Source organism: Luteitalea sp. (genome assembly GCA_009377605.1).
Classification (GTDB): domain Bacteria; phylum Acidobacteriota; class Vicinamibacteria; order Vicinamibacterales; family Vicinamibacteraceae; genus WHTT01.
The window spans coordinates 42432-58970 of sequence record WHTT01000028.1 but is presented as its reverse complement, the minus strand read 5'-3'; the positions used below and the strand labels follow the sequence as shown (position 1 = coordinate 58970).

The 16539-nt window shown below is 65.0% G+C and carries 12 protein-coding genes; all 12 read right to left on the bottom strand.

The window, feature by feature from the left end; translation table 11 throughout:
• Window positions 1-3 precede the first annotated feature (3 nt).
• On the bottom strand, window positions 4-1146 hold the full coding sequence (locus tag GEV06_11655) for a glycosyltransferase (protein ID MPZ18552.1): 1143 nt from the start codon (window positions 1144-1146) through the stop codon (window positions 4-6).
• A gap of 10 nt (window positions 1147-1156) precedes the next feature.
• Window positions 1157-2659: a hypothetical protein gene (locus GEV06_11650; protein MPZ18551.1), complete on the bottom strand. Its 1503-nt coding sequence runs from the start codon at window positions 2657-2659 to the stop codon at window positions 1157-1159.
• Window positions 2656-3885, bottom strand: a complete 1230-nt coding sequence (locus tag GEV06_11645; protein MPZ18550.1) for a glycosyltransferase — start codon at window positions 3883-3885, stop codon at window positions 2656-2658. The genes GEV06_11650 and GEV06_11645 overlap by 4 nt, the downstream gene beginning before the upstream one ends.
• Window positions 3882-5600: a glycosyltransferase gene (locus GEV06_11640; GenBank protein ID MPZ18549.1), complete on the bottom strand. Its 1719-nt coding sequence runs from the start codon at window positions 5598-5600 to the stop codon at window positions 3882-3884. Before GEV06_11640 ends, GEV06_11645 begins: the two co-directional genes overlap by 4 nt.
• Window positions 5156-6556, bottom strand: coding sequence for an oligosaccharide flippase family protein (locus GEV06_11635; protein MPZ18548.1), 1401 nt, complete (start codon window positions 6554-6556; stop codon window positions 5156-5158). Before GEV06_11635 ends, GEV06_11640 begins: the two co-directional genes overlap by 445 nt.
• Entirely contained in the window at window positions 6549-7670 is a 1122-nt protein-coding gene (locus GEV06_11630; protein ID MPZ18547.1) for a glycosyltransferase, read from the bottom strand. The genes GEV06_11635 and GEV06_11630 overlap by 8 nt, the downstream gene beginning before the upstream one ends.
• Window positions 7671-7701: 31 nt before the next feature.
• Window positions 7702-8454: a hypothetical protein gene (locus tag GEV06_11625; protein MPZ18546.1), complete on the bottom strand. Its 753-nt coding sequence runs from the start codon at window positions 8452-8454 to the stop codon at window positions 7702-7704.
• 22 nt (window positions 8455-8476) lie between these two features.
• Window positions 8477-10066, bottom strand: a complete 1590-nt coding sequence (locus GEV06_11620; GenBank protein ID MPZ18545.1) for a hypothetical protein — start codon at window positions 10064-10066, stop codon at window positions 8477-8479.
• Between the two features lie 22 nt (window positions 10067-10088).
• On the bottom strand, window positions 10089-11525 hold the full coding sequence (locus GEV06_11615) for an exopolysaccharide biosynthesis polyprenyl glycosylphosphotransferase (protein MPZ18544.1): 1437 nt from the start codon (window positions 11523-11525) through the stop codon (window positions 10089-10091).
• Window positions 11526-12598: 1073 nt separating this feature from the next.
• Window positions 12599-13543 (bottom strand): hypothetical protein, encoded by a 945-nt coding sequence (locus GEV06_11610; GenBank protein MPZ18543.1) that lies wholly within the window; start codon window positions 13541-13543, stop codon window positions 12599-12601.
• Window positions 13527-15422: a hypothetical protein gene (locus GEV06_11605; GenBank protein ID MPZ18542.1), complete on the bottom strand. Its 1896-nt coding sequence runs from the start codon at window positions 15420-15422 to the stop codon at window positions 13527-13529. The genes GEV06_11610 and GEV06_11605 overlap by 17 nt, the downstream gene beginning before the upstream one ends.
• 96 nt (window positions 15423-15518) lie before the next feature.
• The gene (locus tag GEV06_11600; protein ID MPZ18541.1) at window positions 15519-16463 is read right to left on the bottom strand and encodes a TonB family protein; all 945 of its coding nucleotides are present in this window, start codon (window positions 16461-16463) and stop codon (window positions 15519-15521) included.
• Window positions 16464-16539 lie beyond the last annotated feature (76 nt).

Genomic DNA, 16539 nt, shown 5'->3' with positions numbered 1-16539 from the left:
GGATCACGCACAGAGCTCCTGGTAGACACCGGCCACGCGGCGGGCCATCAGCTCGGCGGAGAATCGCTCGACGGCAAAAGACCGGCACGCGGCGGCGCTCGGAACCGCCACCTGGCCCGACAACGCGTCAGTGAGCCCGCGCGCGATGTCGTCGACGTCCGCTGACCGGCAGACGAGCTCCGCGCAGAGCGGCGTGATGATCTCCGGAAGTCCGCCGATCGGCGTGACCAATGACGGCGTCCCGGCGGCGAGCGCTTCGACGGCCGTGAGCCCAAACCCTTCGAGCGCCGTCGTCGGAATGACATTGAGATCGGCCGCTCGGTAGGCCAGAGGCAGCATCTCATCGGGGACATATCCGAGGAATTGCACGGCGTCGTTCAGGCCGAGAGCGCTGACACGCGCTTCGAGCGCAGGTCGGAGACTGCCCGTGCCCGCGATGAACAACCGCACGGTCGGCACCGCGGCTCGCACACGCCGCATCGCGTCAATCAACCGATCCACACCAGTACGATGCACGAGGCGCCGCACGGAGAGCAGCAGCCGTCCTTCACTCGGCCATCCCAGCGCACGCCGGGCTTCGCTCCGACTCTCGCTGACCATGAAGCGCTCCAGATCGGCCGCACCCGGGATGACCCGAATGCGTTCCGATGGCACACCGTAGTCCCGAGTCACGACCGCGGCGAACGCCTCGGACAGAACAATCACACACCGGGCCGATCGATAGACGGCGCGCTCGATGGCCCACTTCGCCAGGGCTGAGAGCCGGCTGTCGCCCTCTTCGCGAGACTCGGCCGCCCACGGGCCGTGAAAATGGACGACGTGCGGCGGCCGGCGCAGCCGGCCGAGGGCCGCTGACGCATAGAGGGCAAAGTGCGATGCGACCAGATCCACAGCACCGGCCTCCAGGCGTTCCGCAATGACTCGCCGCGCGCCCAGCCAGCGCGCACGCGTGCCATCCGTCTCGGCGCCGAAGCTCGCGAGCTTCGCCACGAGCGCCCCCCCGCGCGCGGTCTGGCCCGCCACGACCGCTTCCAGGGCGATGCCGGACGAGGGCAGGTACTTCGCGAGATCCGCGAAGACACGGTCCCCACCCCCGGCTCGCTCCGAGGGCCACACGCACCCGATTTGCAGCACACGAATGGACATCAGATCCTCGCTATGCCGGCGCCGGATCGTGCGGCGGAACGGCCGATCGCCACGCCCGCTGTGCCACCGGCACGACTCGCGTCACCCCCACTCTCGCCAGATGCCGATCTGCAATGGCCAGTCCCGCCACCAGCCAGAACAGCATGCCGGTCGGCCCCGCCGCCACAACGCCGAGCGGCGCCATGGCGAGGAGGGCGAGGCCGCCGCACGCCAACCCCACGCTGTCAGCACTCGCCGCCCGCCGGTAGTACTTCCATATCTGCATGAAGACCAACCACAGAGCCATGAAGTAGAACAGCGAGCCGACAAGCCCGAACTGGACGAGCGCAGCGACGATGGTGCTGTCTCGTATCGAGATGTAGCTCTCGATCGTCCGAGAGATTTGGCCCATGCCCAGACCGAGTGGCCGTCTCGTGACGAGGTCGAGAGCAAGCTGATGGCCGGTAATGCGGGCCCGGGCGCTCGAATCCTCGCCGAGCTGCCCGAAAGTCGCGATTCTGGCATCGAACCGTTCCGCCATTTCCGGCGTCACGAACAGCGGCCCGGCGAGCACGATGGCCAGGCCAACCGTCAGGCCGACACGCAGCCGTTGCGCAGGTCTGAGCGCGGCCACCAGGAACAGCACGCCGACCAGACACGCCACCCACGCCGAGCGCACGTTGCTGAGAAGCAGCGTGACCCCGGCGATGCCCGCGGCCGGAATATCCCGCGCGCGCGGTTTGGCGATCCAGAGCAGCAAGGCCATGCCGAGAAAGGGCGCGAGCGCGCCCGGACTGTGCATGGTGCTGAAGACGCGTATCCCAAAGGGCTCGGGAAGTCCAATGGTCCCCATCTCCGCGTTGATCATCCAGCTCGTGTCCCACGGCGGGGCGGTCGTGTACTGATAGATGCCGTAGGCACCAGCCACCATTGCCGCGCGCTGAAACGTGGTCACGACCCGACGCTCGATCGCGCGCAAATGATCGGACTGCGTCGCGATATACAGGCCAAGCAGCAGCGGCGTGAAGTAATTGAGCGATTCCAAGAACGCGTCGAACCACCACGCCAGGAACCCGAACGGCACGCCGACGCCCGCCCCCATCGCCGCGAGAATGAACACCTCGCGCCCCAGGGGGCGGTCGGAGACGGGGCTGCGGCCTCGTCGAAGCACGCGCCCCATGTACGGCACGAACGAGAGCGCTGTCACGAGATAGGGCGTCAGGAGCACCATGCTCGGGTCCTGCCAGTTCGCGTAGAGGTCTGACACGCGGCGGACGAACGCGGTCAGGACCCACAACCACAACACAAAGCCCACATACGCCACCGGGCTCGTGCGGAGCAGGCGCCACCCGACCGCGACACCGCCCACGAGATACGCGAACCTGAGGGGCCCACCGGTGCGCGCCGCCATGAGCCCCCCGATCACCAGCCAGAAGAGGATCTGTGGCCACACCGTCGACGGCGTCTGTGGTGCGTCTCCGGCGTCCCCTCCCTGTCTCCGCTGCGCTCCGGCGAGGAGGTCGTGTACGCTCATGCGCCGTTTCTCCCCGCGAGGATCGACCCGTACACGTCTTCCAGTCGCCGCACGTGCCGGTCGAGCGTAGGTGGCGCTGACCAGAACGTGCGATACGCGGCCTGCCCCATCTGTGCGGCGCACGCCGGCTCCGCCATCACCCTCGCCACCTGGCGACAGAGATCGTTGATGTTGCCGCCCTTGAACCACAGGCCGGTCACGCCATGCGTGACCCAGTCGCGCGCGGCGCTCGTGTCCGGCACGATGGAGGGCACGCCCATGGCGGCGGCCTCGGCAACGACCAGTCCCTGCGTCTCGAACCACAGCGAGGGGAACACGAGCGCCCTGGCCGCGCGCAGGCGATCACGCACCTCCACAGCGGAGAGCCACCCCGTCACCTCCGCCCACGGGCACTGCTTGCGAACTGCCGTCTCCGACGGTCCCGCGCCGACGAACACGACCGGCGCGCTCAGCCGTCGCGCGCATTCTGCGAGTAGGTGTGGTCCCTTTTCTGCCGACAACCGTCCGATGTAGATCAGGCTGTTGTTCCGGTCGACGGGAACCCGCTCCGACCGTGGCATCTCGGTGAAGTTCTGCACCTGGTGCAGCCGGCTGCCGGGCGGCAAGAACTTCTTCAAGATGGGCTCGCTCGCGGCCGAGACCGAGACGAAGTCGCCACCCGGCGGCGGAAGCCCGAGTGACCGCTGCACGATCTGCCGGCCCACCCGCCACAACTTGTGCCCATAGCTATTCGCATCGCAGTTGCTCGTCACGCACGCGACCGAGAGCGGCCGCAGATGGCAGCGCTGCCCCTTCCGGTAATGGAAGAACGTCCCGTTGGGGCACACGGAAAAGAAATCGTGGAGTGTGATCACGACCTGAAACCCGCGCGACGCAGCCACCCGCACGACGGCCGAGGAGAGCGCCTTCGTCCACGAGTGGACGTGCACAATGGTGCGGGTGGCATCCAAGGGCGCGAGTACCTCGGCCAGGTGACGGGCGGCCGCCTGATTCCACACGCTCCGCGCGGCGGCGCGCAGGCGATTCGGATCTCGCCACACGTCAATCTGGTCGAGGCACACATGGCTCAGTCCCGGCACATCCTGAAGGTCCTCGGCGACGGGCCCCACCGCGGAGAAGAGAATCACCTGATGACCGCGTGCGGCGAGCCCCTTCGCGCTTCCAAGTGCGATGTTCGAGGCGCCGCCGTTCACGTAGGCGAAGTCGGTCGCCACGACAATGTTCATAGCCTCATGTCATGATCGGCACGTCCAGAAACCGAGAGTCCGTGCTGAACAGGCTCCGTCCGTCGTCCGGGCCCATTGACGCCTCCGCGCGACGCCGACGGCCGAGCGTCCGCGCGCAGGACCGCGGTATACGCCTCCTCCAGACGGTCCACCGCTCGTTCGATCTCGAATTCGTCTTCGACGCGCCGGCGATTGTGCCGGCCCATCGAGCGCTGCAGCGCTGGCGAGGTCAGGACCTCGATCAAGGCCGCCGCCAATCGGCGTGGATCTCGCGGCGGCACGAGCCGCGCTCCCGCCTCGTCGAGGAGAAACGGCGTGCCGCCCGTGGAGGTCGCCACGATGGGCACGCCGCACGCCATCGCCTCGAGCAGGCTCGTGGCCAACGGTTCCCCGTACGAGGGCAGGCAGTACACCGAGTGCGCCTGCATCAGGGCAGGGACATCACGGCGATCCACGGGGCCCAGGAGGCGGATTCTGCCGTCGTTCATCTCGGCGACGCGCGCCCGCACTTCTTCCCACTGTTCACCGGGCCCCGCGATGACCAGCGTGACGTCCGGTACCGCGCGCGCAACCTCGCCAAATGCATCCAAGAGCGTGAAGATCCCCTTGCGATAGATCACGCTCGTAAGAAACAGCACGGACGGACGCGCGGGCACCGCGCGGCGCTCGGGGAAGCCCGTGAGATCGATGCCGTGCGGAACCTCGAAAATGCGCCCTTCGTGCCGGCTCGGTTGCGCGATGCGCGACCGCGCCGCCGGCGAAGCAATCAACAGACCCGCCGCTCGTGCCTGCTGCAGTCTGGCAAGCCCACTCAGAATCATCGCCTTGACGCCGGAACGCTTCCGCCGGCCGAGGTCCAACCTGTCGGCTTCGCTCTGCCACGTCGGCACGAACGTCCCCAGGACGATCGGCGTGCGCACCCCGATGAACACCAAGCTCATCCCCGTGAAGACCGGGTTCATCTGGTGAATCACGTCGAACGAGACGCGGGCGCGCAAACGCGCGAACAGCACGCGCATGCGCACCATGAACCTGAGCCGATCCCAAATCGACAGCCGGCTGCCCGGCAGGAGCTCGTACACGTGAAAGTTGGCGGGGAGCGCGGCCAGCACATCCACCACCTGCGCCGCCACGTGCAGCTCGTGTCCGCGCTCCGCCAGTCTGCTGAGAAAAGCAAACGACACCAGCCCGTCGCCGTGCGGCCGGTGGTCGGTCAGCAGCTCCGACGGATGCGCAATGAAGATCGTGAGGCGGCGGCCGGTGCGCGATCTCATTTCACCCCCGCGGCCGTCCGCGGCCGGAGCACCGAGCTGACGATCTCCGCCCGATAGCGCGCGAGCACCGCGAGATCCGTTCCGTTGATCCACAGGCGGGGCATCGGCACGCGCAAGATCCATCGGTAGCAGGCGAGTGTCAGCCCCAGGCGCGTGATCGCGACAGTCAAGAGCGTGAGCGCCGCACCGACCAGGCCGAACCGCGGCACGAGCACGAGAAGAAGGGGCACGGTGAGGCTGATACCAGCGACCTGGATCCCTGTCACGATGCCGGGGCGTCCAGCCGCAAGGAAGCCCTGCCGGAGCATGTTTCCAAACCCCCCAATGATGATCCGGAAGACCAGGATAGGCAGAATCTGGGCAGCCGCCGCGAACGCCGAGCCGTACAGCACCCGGAGCAACAAGGGGCCAGCGGTGAGCACCGTGATGCCGATGGCGCATCCGGCCATCGAGCCCATCCGCGCGGATTGCGCCACCTTCCTGGCCATCTCGCGTGGCTCGAGACCCACCGCCCGAGGGAAGACGATCATCGAGACGGACTGGTTCACGGCCGCCACGACATTGGCGAGGCTCAGGGCCACGACGTAAATGCCCATCGATGCCGAGCTCAGCAGACCCACGACGAGCGCTTGATCGAGGTAGTGGGCGAGGATGCCGGCGAGATCGGCGCCGTACGAGCGACCGCCGTAGTGAAGCAGGCGTCGCCACATGTGTGTCACGCCGCGCAGCGTGGGACGATAGTCGCGCGCGACCGATACCAGCATCCAGACGAAGGGCGGTACCCCCGCGAGCACGTAGGTGGCCGCTGCCGATACCGGGGTCAACACGCCGTACCAGGTCTGGACGCCGAGACCGACGACGACGAGGCTCGGTGGAATCAGTTGTGACAGATTCGACCGGCCGAAGTGGCCGCTCGCCTCCCACGCGGATCGGCCCAGCATCGACAGCGCGTGGATGGGCACCACCAACAGGCACAGCTGCGCCACGAAGATGGTGTGCTCCGGCTGGCGGCGTAGCCAGAGCGGGATGACGTGCCAGGCAATCGCCGTTCCGATAATCGTGGCCAGGAAGCACAAGAGCGCGGCGGATCCCGCCAGCGCCGACGCCTGTTTCGGATCACGGCGCACGTGGTAGATGAGCGCCTTCGGGAGACCGAAGGCCGTCAGGCCGCCCACCAGTGTCGGCCAGAGGATCATCGCCGCCAGCTCTCCGCGTCCCTGCGGCTGCAGCGCGCGCGCCGCGAGAATGCCCGTGATGGTGTTCAAGCCGATCCACGTGAACCTGGACGCGATGGACCGCAGCGCAATCATCGACAGCGGCCACCTGCCGGCGCGCCGTCCCCGCTGGTGAGCCCCGCCGTCTGGGGTCGCGCTCCCGCGCGCGATGTCCTCAGCCATGCGCAGCCAACAGCCTTCTCACGTGGCCCGAGGGCGCCACGGTGTGCAAGAAGTCGCGAATCCGCCGCACGAAGACGGGCCGGTCGTATGCCGCCGCATGCGAACGCAGTCTGTCGGGCGCCCACTCGCGGCGCTCGAGCCGTTCGATCGCGTGTGCGAGCGATTCCGGCGTGGGCGCATCGAAGAACACGCCGGTCTCGTCCTCACGCACGGTTTCCGCTGCCCCGCCGCCCCGCCAGGCGACGACCGGCCTGCCGGACGCGTTGACCTCGAGTGGCGCCATCCCGAAGTCTTCTTCGCCGGGGAAGAGCAACGCTCGACAGGTCGACGCCGCCTCGGTCACCACGTCGTCAGGCTGTCTTCCCATGAACGTGACCGTTGGCCCGGCCATCTGCTGGAGCCGTGCCCGGTCTGGGCCATCACCGATCACGATCAGCTTCCGTCGCAGCAGGTTGCACGCCTGCACCGCGAGATCGATGCGCTTGTACGCGGACATGCGGGCCACGATCAGGTAGAAATCCCCCGTCTCACGGCTGATTCGGAACCGATCGACATCGATCGGCGGGGGAATGACCGTCGCGTTGCGGCCGTAACAGGTGCGAATCCGTTCGGCCACGACCTGGGAGTTCGTCACGAAGAAATCCGGCCGTGTCGCCGCGTGGAGATCCCATCGCCGGAGTGGCGCGAGCACCATGGACAGTGCGCGCTTCTCTAGACGGCTGAATCGCTCGCGCGCGAGATAGTCGTCGCGGCGCCAGATCCACCGCGTCGGCGTGTGGCAGTAGCAGACGTGCAGCGCGTCGGGTCGCGTGCGCACGCCCTTTGCGTACCCGAAGCAACTCGATACGACGAGATCGTACGCCCGCAGGTCGGCCCCCTCGATCGCGAACGGGTACAGCAGGAAGTAGTGCCGATAATAGCGACCCGGCTCTGGCAGGTGCTGCATCCATGTCGTGCGAATCTCTCGGTCGCGCAGGGCGGGAATGAGCTTCGCGGTCGCTGCGAGCGTCGTGTGCAGCCTGGCGCCGGGCAGCGCGGCCGTCAGCGCGGCGGCCACGCGCTCGGCGCCGCCCATCTGCGCGAAATTGTCGTGAAAGATCGCGATGTCGCCCACAGGGTGTTCCTGTTCACATGGAGCCGACGCGCTAGCGCGTCAGGGCATTGATCACCCAGCCGAGCGACCCGAGGGTGATAAAGCGCTCGACCTTGCTAATGCGGTTCTGCGGCACGAAGAGAAAATCGCCTGGCAGAACCAGGGGGTTCTCCGTCATGTTCTCCGGACGCTGGAGGGCCTTGGCATTCACCACGCGCGTGACCACCTTCTCGTCGTTATAGCGGCGAAACAGCACCACTTGTGAATGCTTGGCACTTCTGGTGAATCCGCCGGCCATGGCGATCGCCTCGAGCAGCGTCACGCGGCCGCGCAGCTCAAACTGGCCAGGTTCTCCGACCTGCCCCCCCACGACGAAGCGAGGCTTCTGAAAGTCCTTCAGCTCGACTTCGAGCTCCGGGTCGCGCAAGCGCGCATTCGCGTGCTTGACGATGGCTCGGCGCGCCTCGGCGGTGGTCAAGCCCCCGACCCGGACCTCTCCCACAATCGGAAGCGTCACGAACCCGTCCGGCCGCACCATCACCGTCACGTCGTACTCAGGCGTGTAGCGATACTTCACGTCGAAGACATCGCTCGGCTGCAGACGGTAGAACGACTCGGCGGCGGCGGCCGAACCGCGTGCCCCTGTGGGACTTCCCGACCCGCCTGACCGCGCCCCCCCCACGATTTCAATGGCGGCTGCAGCCGGATCCCGAGCCTGTTCAGCCGCCGCCGGCAGCGCTCCAGGAACGGGTGCCACGACGAGCAGCAACAGGGTGACGAGAGGGCGTTTCTCTCTCTGATACATGGCTGGCTCACGTTCTCAAGGGTTAACGCGATTCAACGGCCGCCGGTGAGACGCCGAGGATGGAGTGCGTCTCCGACTGGACTCGACGCCTCGACAGCTGGAACACGAGGAACTCACGTGCGAATGCCGCGCAGACGGCGAGCATCCCGGCCATGATCGCGCCGGCGACCACGCCCAGCCGCACATTGGGGCTGGCGGGGATATGCGAGACCACCGGCGACTGGGCCAGCACCACGTTCGCGATCCGTTGCCGGTCCAACACGTCGGCCACGCGAGCCTCCTCCTGCCGCTTGGCAAAGAGCTCGTACCGGCTCTTCGCATCGGCGACGTTGCGGAGGAGCTGTTCGTAACGTGGGCCGGCCTCCGCGAGCCCGATCAGGCGCTCGCGCTGTTTGGCAAGCGCGCGTTTCAGCTCGGCCGCCTTGCTCTGGAGACCCGCCAATTGGAGGTGGGCTGCGGCGCGCTCACGTTCCAACTGCTGCCAGGCAGGATTGATGCCGGTCGATTCCTCGTTCGTGCTCATCGTCAGGGCGCGCTCGAGCGCCTCCTTCGTATCGGCAACCTTCTGGTCCACCTGCTGGACGAACCGGTCGTTGGCATTGAACTTCATCAAGAGCTCGGTGCGCTCGTTGCGCAGGTTGACGAGCGTCTCGTGCAACCGCTCCACCAAGCGGACGTTTGGGATGTTGCGGAGCGTGGTCGGCACACGCTCCGGCGTCTTGGCCATCTGCGCGTCGGCGACGCGCACCCGACTGCTGTGTTCTTGCGTCTGGGCGCCCAACGCGCGAAGCTCCGCTTCGGTTTCCTGAACGGCTGCGAGCGCTTCCTGCTTCTGCGCGTCCTGGTTCACCAAGTCCGCGCTGCGCGCCAGGGCCGCCAGTTCCTCTTCCGCTTTGTGCAGGTCAACGCTCGCGTCAGCCGACTGTCCCCGAAACATCTCGTAGGTGCCGGGCATGCTGTGCATGGCGACATGGGCGGTAAGATAGGCATCCGAGACGTGCTTGACAACGGTGGCCGCTCGCTCCGGGTCTTTGCTCATATAGGACAGGTAGATGACGCTGGTCTTCCGAAGCGCCTCGGCCCGCAACCCACCCGTCAACCCGCGAACGGCGCGCTCCCTGGCGACCGCGGGCTCCTCGCCTTGATCGATGAGCGGCTGATCCATCCGCAGCTCCTTGACGACCCGGGCCATGACGTCCCAGCTTCGTATCAACTCCAGCTCGGTATTTATCATCCCTTCCGACAATTGCTGGGTGTAGACAGGCGTCGCGTCTTGGCTTGGGCCGACCACAAGAGTCTCCCGCGCATGCTTCACCAGGAATTTCGCGGTGGACTCGTACTTTCTTGGCCACAAGTAGAGGGCGATGGCCACGAGCACCATGACGAAGGCCCACACGATGAGCATCAGCGCCCAGTGCCGCCGCGCGAATCTCACCCAGTCGATGAGATCCTCGGGAAGCACCAGGCGGCCGACATCCTGGGTGAGTGCCATGCTCGCCGCGCCGTCCTGCGAATGAGGGCTGGCAGACTCGCCCCCGTTCATCGTGGCCTGCTGTCCGACGGAATCGAACGAGCTCCGTTGCATCGTCGTGTCAGAGTCCATATATGCCATTGCTCTTCACCCCACCGCGCGATCAGGCGGCCCCTGCGCCCGAGAGAACCGCAGGCACGGTCTTGAGGAGAATGCGCGCGTCCAACGACAACGACCAGTTGTCGATGTACGCCAGATCCATGTTGACCCACGTATCGAAGTTCGTATCACTGCGACCGTTCACCTGCCACACGCAGGTGAGACCAGGACGGACGCTGAAGCGACGCATCAGTCGCGCCTCGCCGAAGAGCGCGACGTCTCGCAACGGAAGTGGCCTCGGTCCGACAACCGACATGTCACCCTTCAGGACATTGAAGAGCTGCGGCAACTCGTCGAGCGACGTCTTGCGGAGGAGATGCCCAATTGGCGTGATGCGGGGATCGCGACGGATCTTGAACACTGGCCCTTGGGCTTCGTTCTGCGATTCGAGGCTGGCCTGTAAGCTCTCGGCGTTGACCACCATGGTGCGGAACTTGTACATCCGGAACACACGCCTGTTGTAGCCGTACCGCTGCTGCGAAAAGAAGACGGCCCCCCCGTCGCCCAGCTTGATGAGCAGGGCGCACACAGCCATCACGGGGGACAACACCACCAGGCCGGCTGCGGCCGCGCAGACATCGAACAGCCGCTTGATCACGGTCCGATAGTCTTCCGTGACCAGCGTCAGGCGCAACGCCGGAAACTCCTCGCCCTGCTCGAACATGGCTCTGGCAAGTGACAAGGAAAAGAAGTCGGACAGGTCGATCTGGACCTCGACGCCGACACGTTCGCAGATGCTGATGGCCTGCTGAATCTTCGCGTAGCACGACCGCACTGGCAGGCTGACGAGGACCAGGTCCACGGGATTGCGCGCCAGGATTGCTTCAAGATCGTCGAGTGTCCCGACAATCCGCTCGCGAACCTCTGGCGGCACCTCGTGATCACCGGGCGAGTCCACGAACCCGAGGAGCTGGTGCTGCACGAATCGTCGGCTCCGGATGCCGTGGAAGAGGGCGCGCGTCCGTGGCCCGGTGCCGACAATGAGGACGTTCACGCGCGCGGCCGCGCGGCGCGACAGGTCGCGCGCGATCATCGTGATGAGCGTTCGCCCGGCGACCTCCACGACCATGGCGGCCACCCAGAATGCCCCGACCATCGAGAGGCGGAACGCGCCGGTCTGGCTCGTGAGCACGAACAGCGACAGCGGCAGCGTGCCCACCGTGCTGGCGTGCACGACGAGCAGAGCCTGGCGCCAGAGAGGCTGCCGCGACGGTGAGGTGTGCAGGCCTGCGGTGGCAAAGGCGGTGTTCCACGCGACCAGGAACAGCACCAGCAGCAGGACATTCTCAACCGTGACGCGCGCCGACAGGAAGTCTTCGACGCCTTCCGGCATGTGGTCGAGATTCGCCACGGCAAAGATCGCCAGCAGGAGCAAGAATGCGCAGAGCGCGTCGAACACGCGGTTGGCCAGCGGTAACGCGGAGCGAAACCTATACGTCATGGCCGCACCTCGGGCTGCCTCCAATGGGCAAGCGGATCCAATCGATGACGTGCCTCGAGATGAGCGTGGGGCAGGGCCGGAGGCTGTGGCCCCTGAAAGCGGCTGCGAGCACGTGGTGACATGACGACCTGCCTTCGTGCGAAGGGACGTGGTTCCCGTCTGGTTGAAGAGCGACTAGATCCCCTCAATCTGGCGCGGGAAGCAATAGCTGGGCTAGCGTCGAGCCAAGCGCTCTGCCTCGGGATGTCACGAACAGCACCGGCATCGCCGTGTGGACCTCCGAAGATGAGGGGCACAATATCACAACCGAAGTAGTGTATCCATCCAAACCCCACTATGGCACCCGGGCGTAAATCTGTGATGACGGCGCGCATCGTCCCTGGAGCCAGCAAGGGCGTTGCCACAAACCGGGCAGGGGGGCCCGGCCGGCCGACTCCCCGCGAATCGCAAGGAAAGTCAAGGCGTTCTTCGCGCCACCGCCCGTCTCGTCGCGCGCCACAGTCGTGCTAGCGCGACGCGCGGCCCCTGACAGTTTTGTGGGTTCCGTTTCAGTCCCACACAACCACGTAGAGGAACGGTCTGCTATTCCGCATGGCGGCACGCACCCGATCCGGACTCCCGGCACGCACTCGGTACGTCGTTGTCGGTGGCGTCGCGGGCCATGTCGGCCGCTTCCACGGGACACTGCGCGCCGGGCCCAGCAGGTGCTACCGCGCTGCTCGGCCACCGCGCGAGACTGGCTGTCGCCGAGATACACGCCCCGCGACACCTCGAGAGCGACAACGCGCATCCCGAGTCCCTTTCTCCGAAGGCAAGCGTCTCGGGACCCACGACACCGCCGTGGCCCAGCATACACGGGCGCGTCGCAGGGTAACCAACCTGGCAAGGCGCGACGACCGAGAATATCGGGCAATATTTAAGGGAGGAGCAACGCCGCCAGCGGGGATGCATCGGCGGCCGAATGCAGCCGGCCTTTCGTCGCGGGCTGCTAGTGTGCTGTCTCAGTGATTCGCGACATAATTCCCGGGCGGGGCTTATGCCACGAATCACTGAGACAGCACACTAGATGGGACTTATGAATGCTGCTGAAATAGACGTGAGTTCTCCAAGAAGTACTTTTCATCCTCGTCATCGAAATGGCTCGAGGAATCCCCGATTCGTCCTCTGCGCGGCCGTACAGAAGTACTTTTGACCTTGTTTAACAATCCCTGCTTGAATAGCATCAATTGCAAATAATGAGTCGCCCGGTTCTTCGGGAGCTCAGGCTTCGTCAGCCGATCAGGAGGAGTCTGCCCAAGGGAAGCGATCACCTTACCCATCGTTTCGCTAAAATCATCCTTCAGATCTTCAAATCTTATCGAACACACGTTCTCTTCATTGAGCCAGGAATGCACGTGGTAGGACCAGTACGTTACCCTGTTCGCATCAATCGAATCGTCGAAGCTCCGAGTACAAGCGAAATGGTCGTTCTGTTCTCTCAGAAATTGCTTGAAGTCGCTCTTGTTCAAGAAATGATATAACGAAACCAATGTATCCCTTCCATTGCGATACACATAGAGCTTGAAAGCGTGTGCGTAAATGTAGCTGACAAACTCTTCATACTTATCTTTAGGTGTGATAATTCTGGTTTCGTCAGGTAACAAGTGACTCTTGATGATAACCCACGTATCAGCCGACAATAACTTCTTGACTACCTCATATATCGTTTCATCCTTTCTCAGAAGCGAACCGATATTGAAGTCTTTCGGAAGTCTGCGATGTGCTGGAAATATCGAATCCTTCAGGTTCGCTTGAAGTGAATCTATTAAGAAGTGCGTCCCTGATCGCCGATGAGAACTCACAAGAATCCACTTATTCATCGATAGGAGTCCTCCTTCACTAATCGTTGATTCGTCGTTGCAGGAACTCGGAGACCAGGTCTGACCGGCGCCCGAAACTATATCACGACCCGAGTAGTGCATTTGCCCCGCGATGCGGCGCCTTCGGCGAATTCTGATCTGGTTATGCGCCCGCATCACGGTCCCGGCACGCGGCCCTGGACGAGGCTCGGGATGCCGTGAGCACAGCCGAGGGGCAACGCGCGCCAAACCGGGGCCCCAACGCGCGGCTTGTGCGCGTTGGGGTGGGCAACGATCCAGGGGCGCCCGCTATCAAGGCAGCGCACCTTGGCTGGTCAGCGGCATCCTCGAGGGCAGCGCCCCCGCTATCTCTGGCGACCCACGTCGCACTGGCTGCGCCAGCAATGACCTTGCCAACGCACAGACCGCGCTCGCCGATCAGAACAAACAGCCCGGCAGATGGCGACAAATCAGGTCTCCATTGATGTGTCTCGGTCACCGGCGTGGCTGGTCGTTCAGGAACGCCAGCAGCTCCTCTGCTTTCGCCTTCATGGCAGGATCTTGCAGCGCCCGATCGAGCTGCGGCCGCGCGCGCCCCGTCCGTGACCTTGACGTAGCACCAGCCGGCGTTGTACGCCGCCTTACCTTGCATCTGCCGGCTCTCCTCGATGGACGCCTGCTGGGCAGCAATTTGGCGTGCCTTCAGATCTGGCGCCATTTCAGCGTTCTCGATCAGGGCGAGAGTGTTCCTCAGCTCTTGCTCTGCGCCCTCGGCGCAGGCACGTGCCTGCGCGAACAGGTTGCCACCGTCTGGCCAGCGCTCGAGCCCTGCAAACGTCAAGCCCAAATACCAGGTGGCCTGGCAATTGCCGCTGTCGAGCTCGACGGCTGCCTCCAGATCTCGATGCGCATCCTCCAGTTTCTTCTGGTCGTACGCAATGATGCCGGCAAGCGTGAACACATCGGTGTGATACCAGCGCTTCTTCGCCTCTTCGATATCGTCGTCCGCCGTCTCGAGCTGCTGCTGGTGATACTTGTTCCACGCGCGCCAATAGTAGGCTTCACCGATGTGAAACGCCCCCAGCTCGATGAGCCTCGTTGCCGTGGCGATCGCCTCGCCGTGTCGCGTCAGGTAGCTCTGCGTCATCGTCTTGCCGAGCAGCGCATCACGCTGTGCTGGCATCAGCTTCAGCGCGTGCTGATAGCTCTCGAGTGCCGGCGCGAACTGGGACGCCGCAAGGTAGGCATCGGCCAGCTGAAGAGCCAGCGCCGGTGACTCCGGAATTCCCTCACGCGCCTTGCGCAGCGGCTCGATCGCGCGCCAGACAGCATCGCGGCGCCTCGAGCCGAGCTCGTAGATTCCGAGGAAATAGTTGGCCTCGACGAAGCGAGGCTCGATTGCCAGCGCCCGCTCGAGCTGCCGCCCATACTGCTGTTCACACGCGCCTATCCGATAGAGCAAGAGCGCCTGTTTCGGGTAAGCGCGGAGCAGGCTCATCGGATCGAAGTCCTCGGCGGGCGGAATGTCGGACCGATACTCACAAGTGACTGCGGCCAGCATATAAGCGCTCACTCTGCTGGACGTCGAGAGCTTGGACAGTGCTGCGTACCATGCCGCAGCGTGCCGACGGCTCTCACGACTGTGCTTCGACAGGGACTGGCCAGATTCCGGACCAAAGCGACCGCGATTCCAGGGCAGCCCGTCCGCCACCTCGAGCAGCAAGCGCGCCTCTTCACCCTTCAACTGAGTGATGGGAAGCTGCCTGGCTCGGTCGATCCATGGTGCTGCTGCCAGGCCAAGCTCCTTCTCCCGGGCGGCCAGCAGCAGGGCCGTGTCGTAGGCGCGCGGCAGCACCTGTTCGCGCTGGAAGTTGGCCTCGAGCAGCGTCTCATAGGCCGCAAACGCCCTCGTCAAGCATCGGTAACAGCCGGCCGCGGCCAGGCGATCTGCCCGTGCGAGACGCGTCCGGTGCTCGCGCGCGCGAGCGCGTGCAGCACACGCGCCGGACAGGAGGCCCAACACCACCACCGCTGCCAGGCACCGCAGGGAGGTCGACATCGACTGCTCCACAAACCCACAAACGGGGACGGGGACAGCCCCCGTTTTCCGCTATTCGAAAAACGGGGGCTGTCCCCGTTTCAGCCGGCAGGCCGATTACTGCAGCGTGAAATTGACTGTCGTCGTCATGACGACGGCGACGGGCTCGCCATTGAGCAGGGTGGGCCTGAACTCCCACTGCAGGACGGCGTCGAGTGCGGCTTGATCGAGCGCCGGAATCGATTTGAGAACCCGCGCATCCGTCACCGTGCCGTCGGTCCCAATCGTCGCCTCGATGACGACCACACCCTCCACACCATTGGCTTTCGCCTCCGACGGATAGATGGGATCCACGTGGTGAGTCTTCGTCGGCGATTCGACCCCATCACCCACGCGCACCAGCTTCGTGGGATCATGCGGTTCGCCCCCCTCGCGACCGCCCTGGACGTCACGAGAGGGCGTCGGACCCCCAGTTTCTACGGTGGCCGCCGTCTGACGGGTCAACCGCCCTGTCGAGCGCAGCCTCCACTCGTAGGTCGTGCCCTTCTCATCGACGTGGTGTGATAGCTCCAGAATGAAGCTGTACGGAGCGGCTGCGGGCGGCTCGAAGCGCCAGGCGCGGCCGACCTCGGCCGCCCACTGACCGTACCCGTCCAGCGGAAGGGCGCCTGCGTCGCGACCGGATGAGCCCTCCCGTGGTGTCTGCGGGACGTAGCGTGTCTCGAGCACATCACCAGATTCGCCCAGCACGAGATGCACGATCGCCGTGCCTCGGCCGCCAGCCGCCTGGAGCTCCGCCAAGACATCCGCGGGCACGGCGTTTGCCGCCTTCTCGATGCTCTCGCTCTCCTTGCGCACCTTGGGCGGGCGTAACAGCAGTGCGTTTACGAAACCCTCGCGCTCGAGCGGCGTCATCTCCGGATCGTCTGCCACGAGCGCTTCGGCCTCTTCTCGTGAGACAGCGCCGGATTGTGGCGTACCCGCCCAGAGGGTCACTCCAATCGCGCCAGCGAGCGACACGCTCAGAACCATCGTGCGGCTCATCAGATACCGTCTCGACATGACACCTCCTGCAGTGGAGAAAACAAAAACGGGGACAGCCCTCGTTTTCCGCGAGGCGGAAAACGGGGGCTGTCCC

Coding starts and splice junctions, on each gene's coding strand:
- GEV06_11635 (MPZ18548.1), bottom strand. CDS start 6,556: ATGGCTGAGGACATCGCGCGCGGGAGCGCGACCCCAGACGGCGGGGCT.
- GEV06_11600 (MPZ18541.1), bottom strand. CDS start 16,463: ATGTCGAGACGGTATCTGATGAGCCGCACGATGGTTCTGAGCGTGTCG.
- GEV06_11605 (MPZ18542.1), bottom strand. CDS start 15,422: ATGTCGACCTCCCTGCGGTGCCTGGCAGCGGTGGTGGTGTTGGGCCTC.
- GEV06_11655 (MPZ18552.1), bottom strand. CDS start 1,146: ATGTCCATTCGTGTGCTGCAAATCGGGTGCGTGTGGCCCTCGGAGCGA.
- GEV06_11640 (MPZ18549.1), bottom strand. CDS start 5,600: ATGCGCCATCGGCATCACGGTGCTCACCGCTGGCCCCTTGTTGCTCCG.
- GEV06_11650 (MPZ18551.1), bottom strand. CDS start 2,659: ATGAGCGTACACGACCTCCTCGCCGGAGCGCAGCGGAGACAGGGAGGG.
- GEV06_11615 (MPZ18544.1), bottom strand. CDS start 11,525: ATGACGTATAGGTTTCGCTCCGCGTTACCGCTGGCCAACCGCGTGTTC.
- GEV06_11645 (MPZ18550.1), bottom strand. CDS start 3,885: ATGAACATTGTCGTGGCGACCGACTTCGCCTACGTGAACGGCGGCGCC.
- GEV06_11625 (MPZ18546.1), bottom strand. CDS start 8,454: ATGTATCAGAGAGAGAAACGCCCTCTCGTCACCCTGTTGCTGCTCGTC.
- GEV06_11620 (MPZ18545.1), bottom strand. CDS start 10,066: ATGGCATATATGGACTCTGACACGACGATGCAACGGAGCTCGTTCGAT.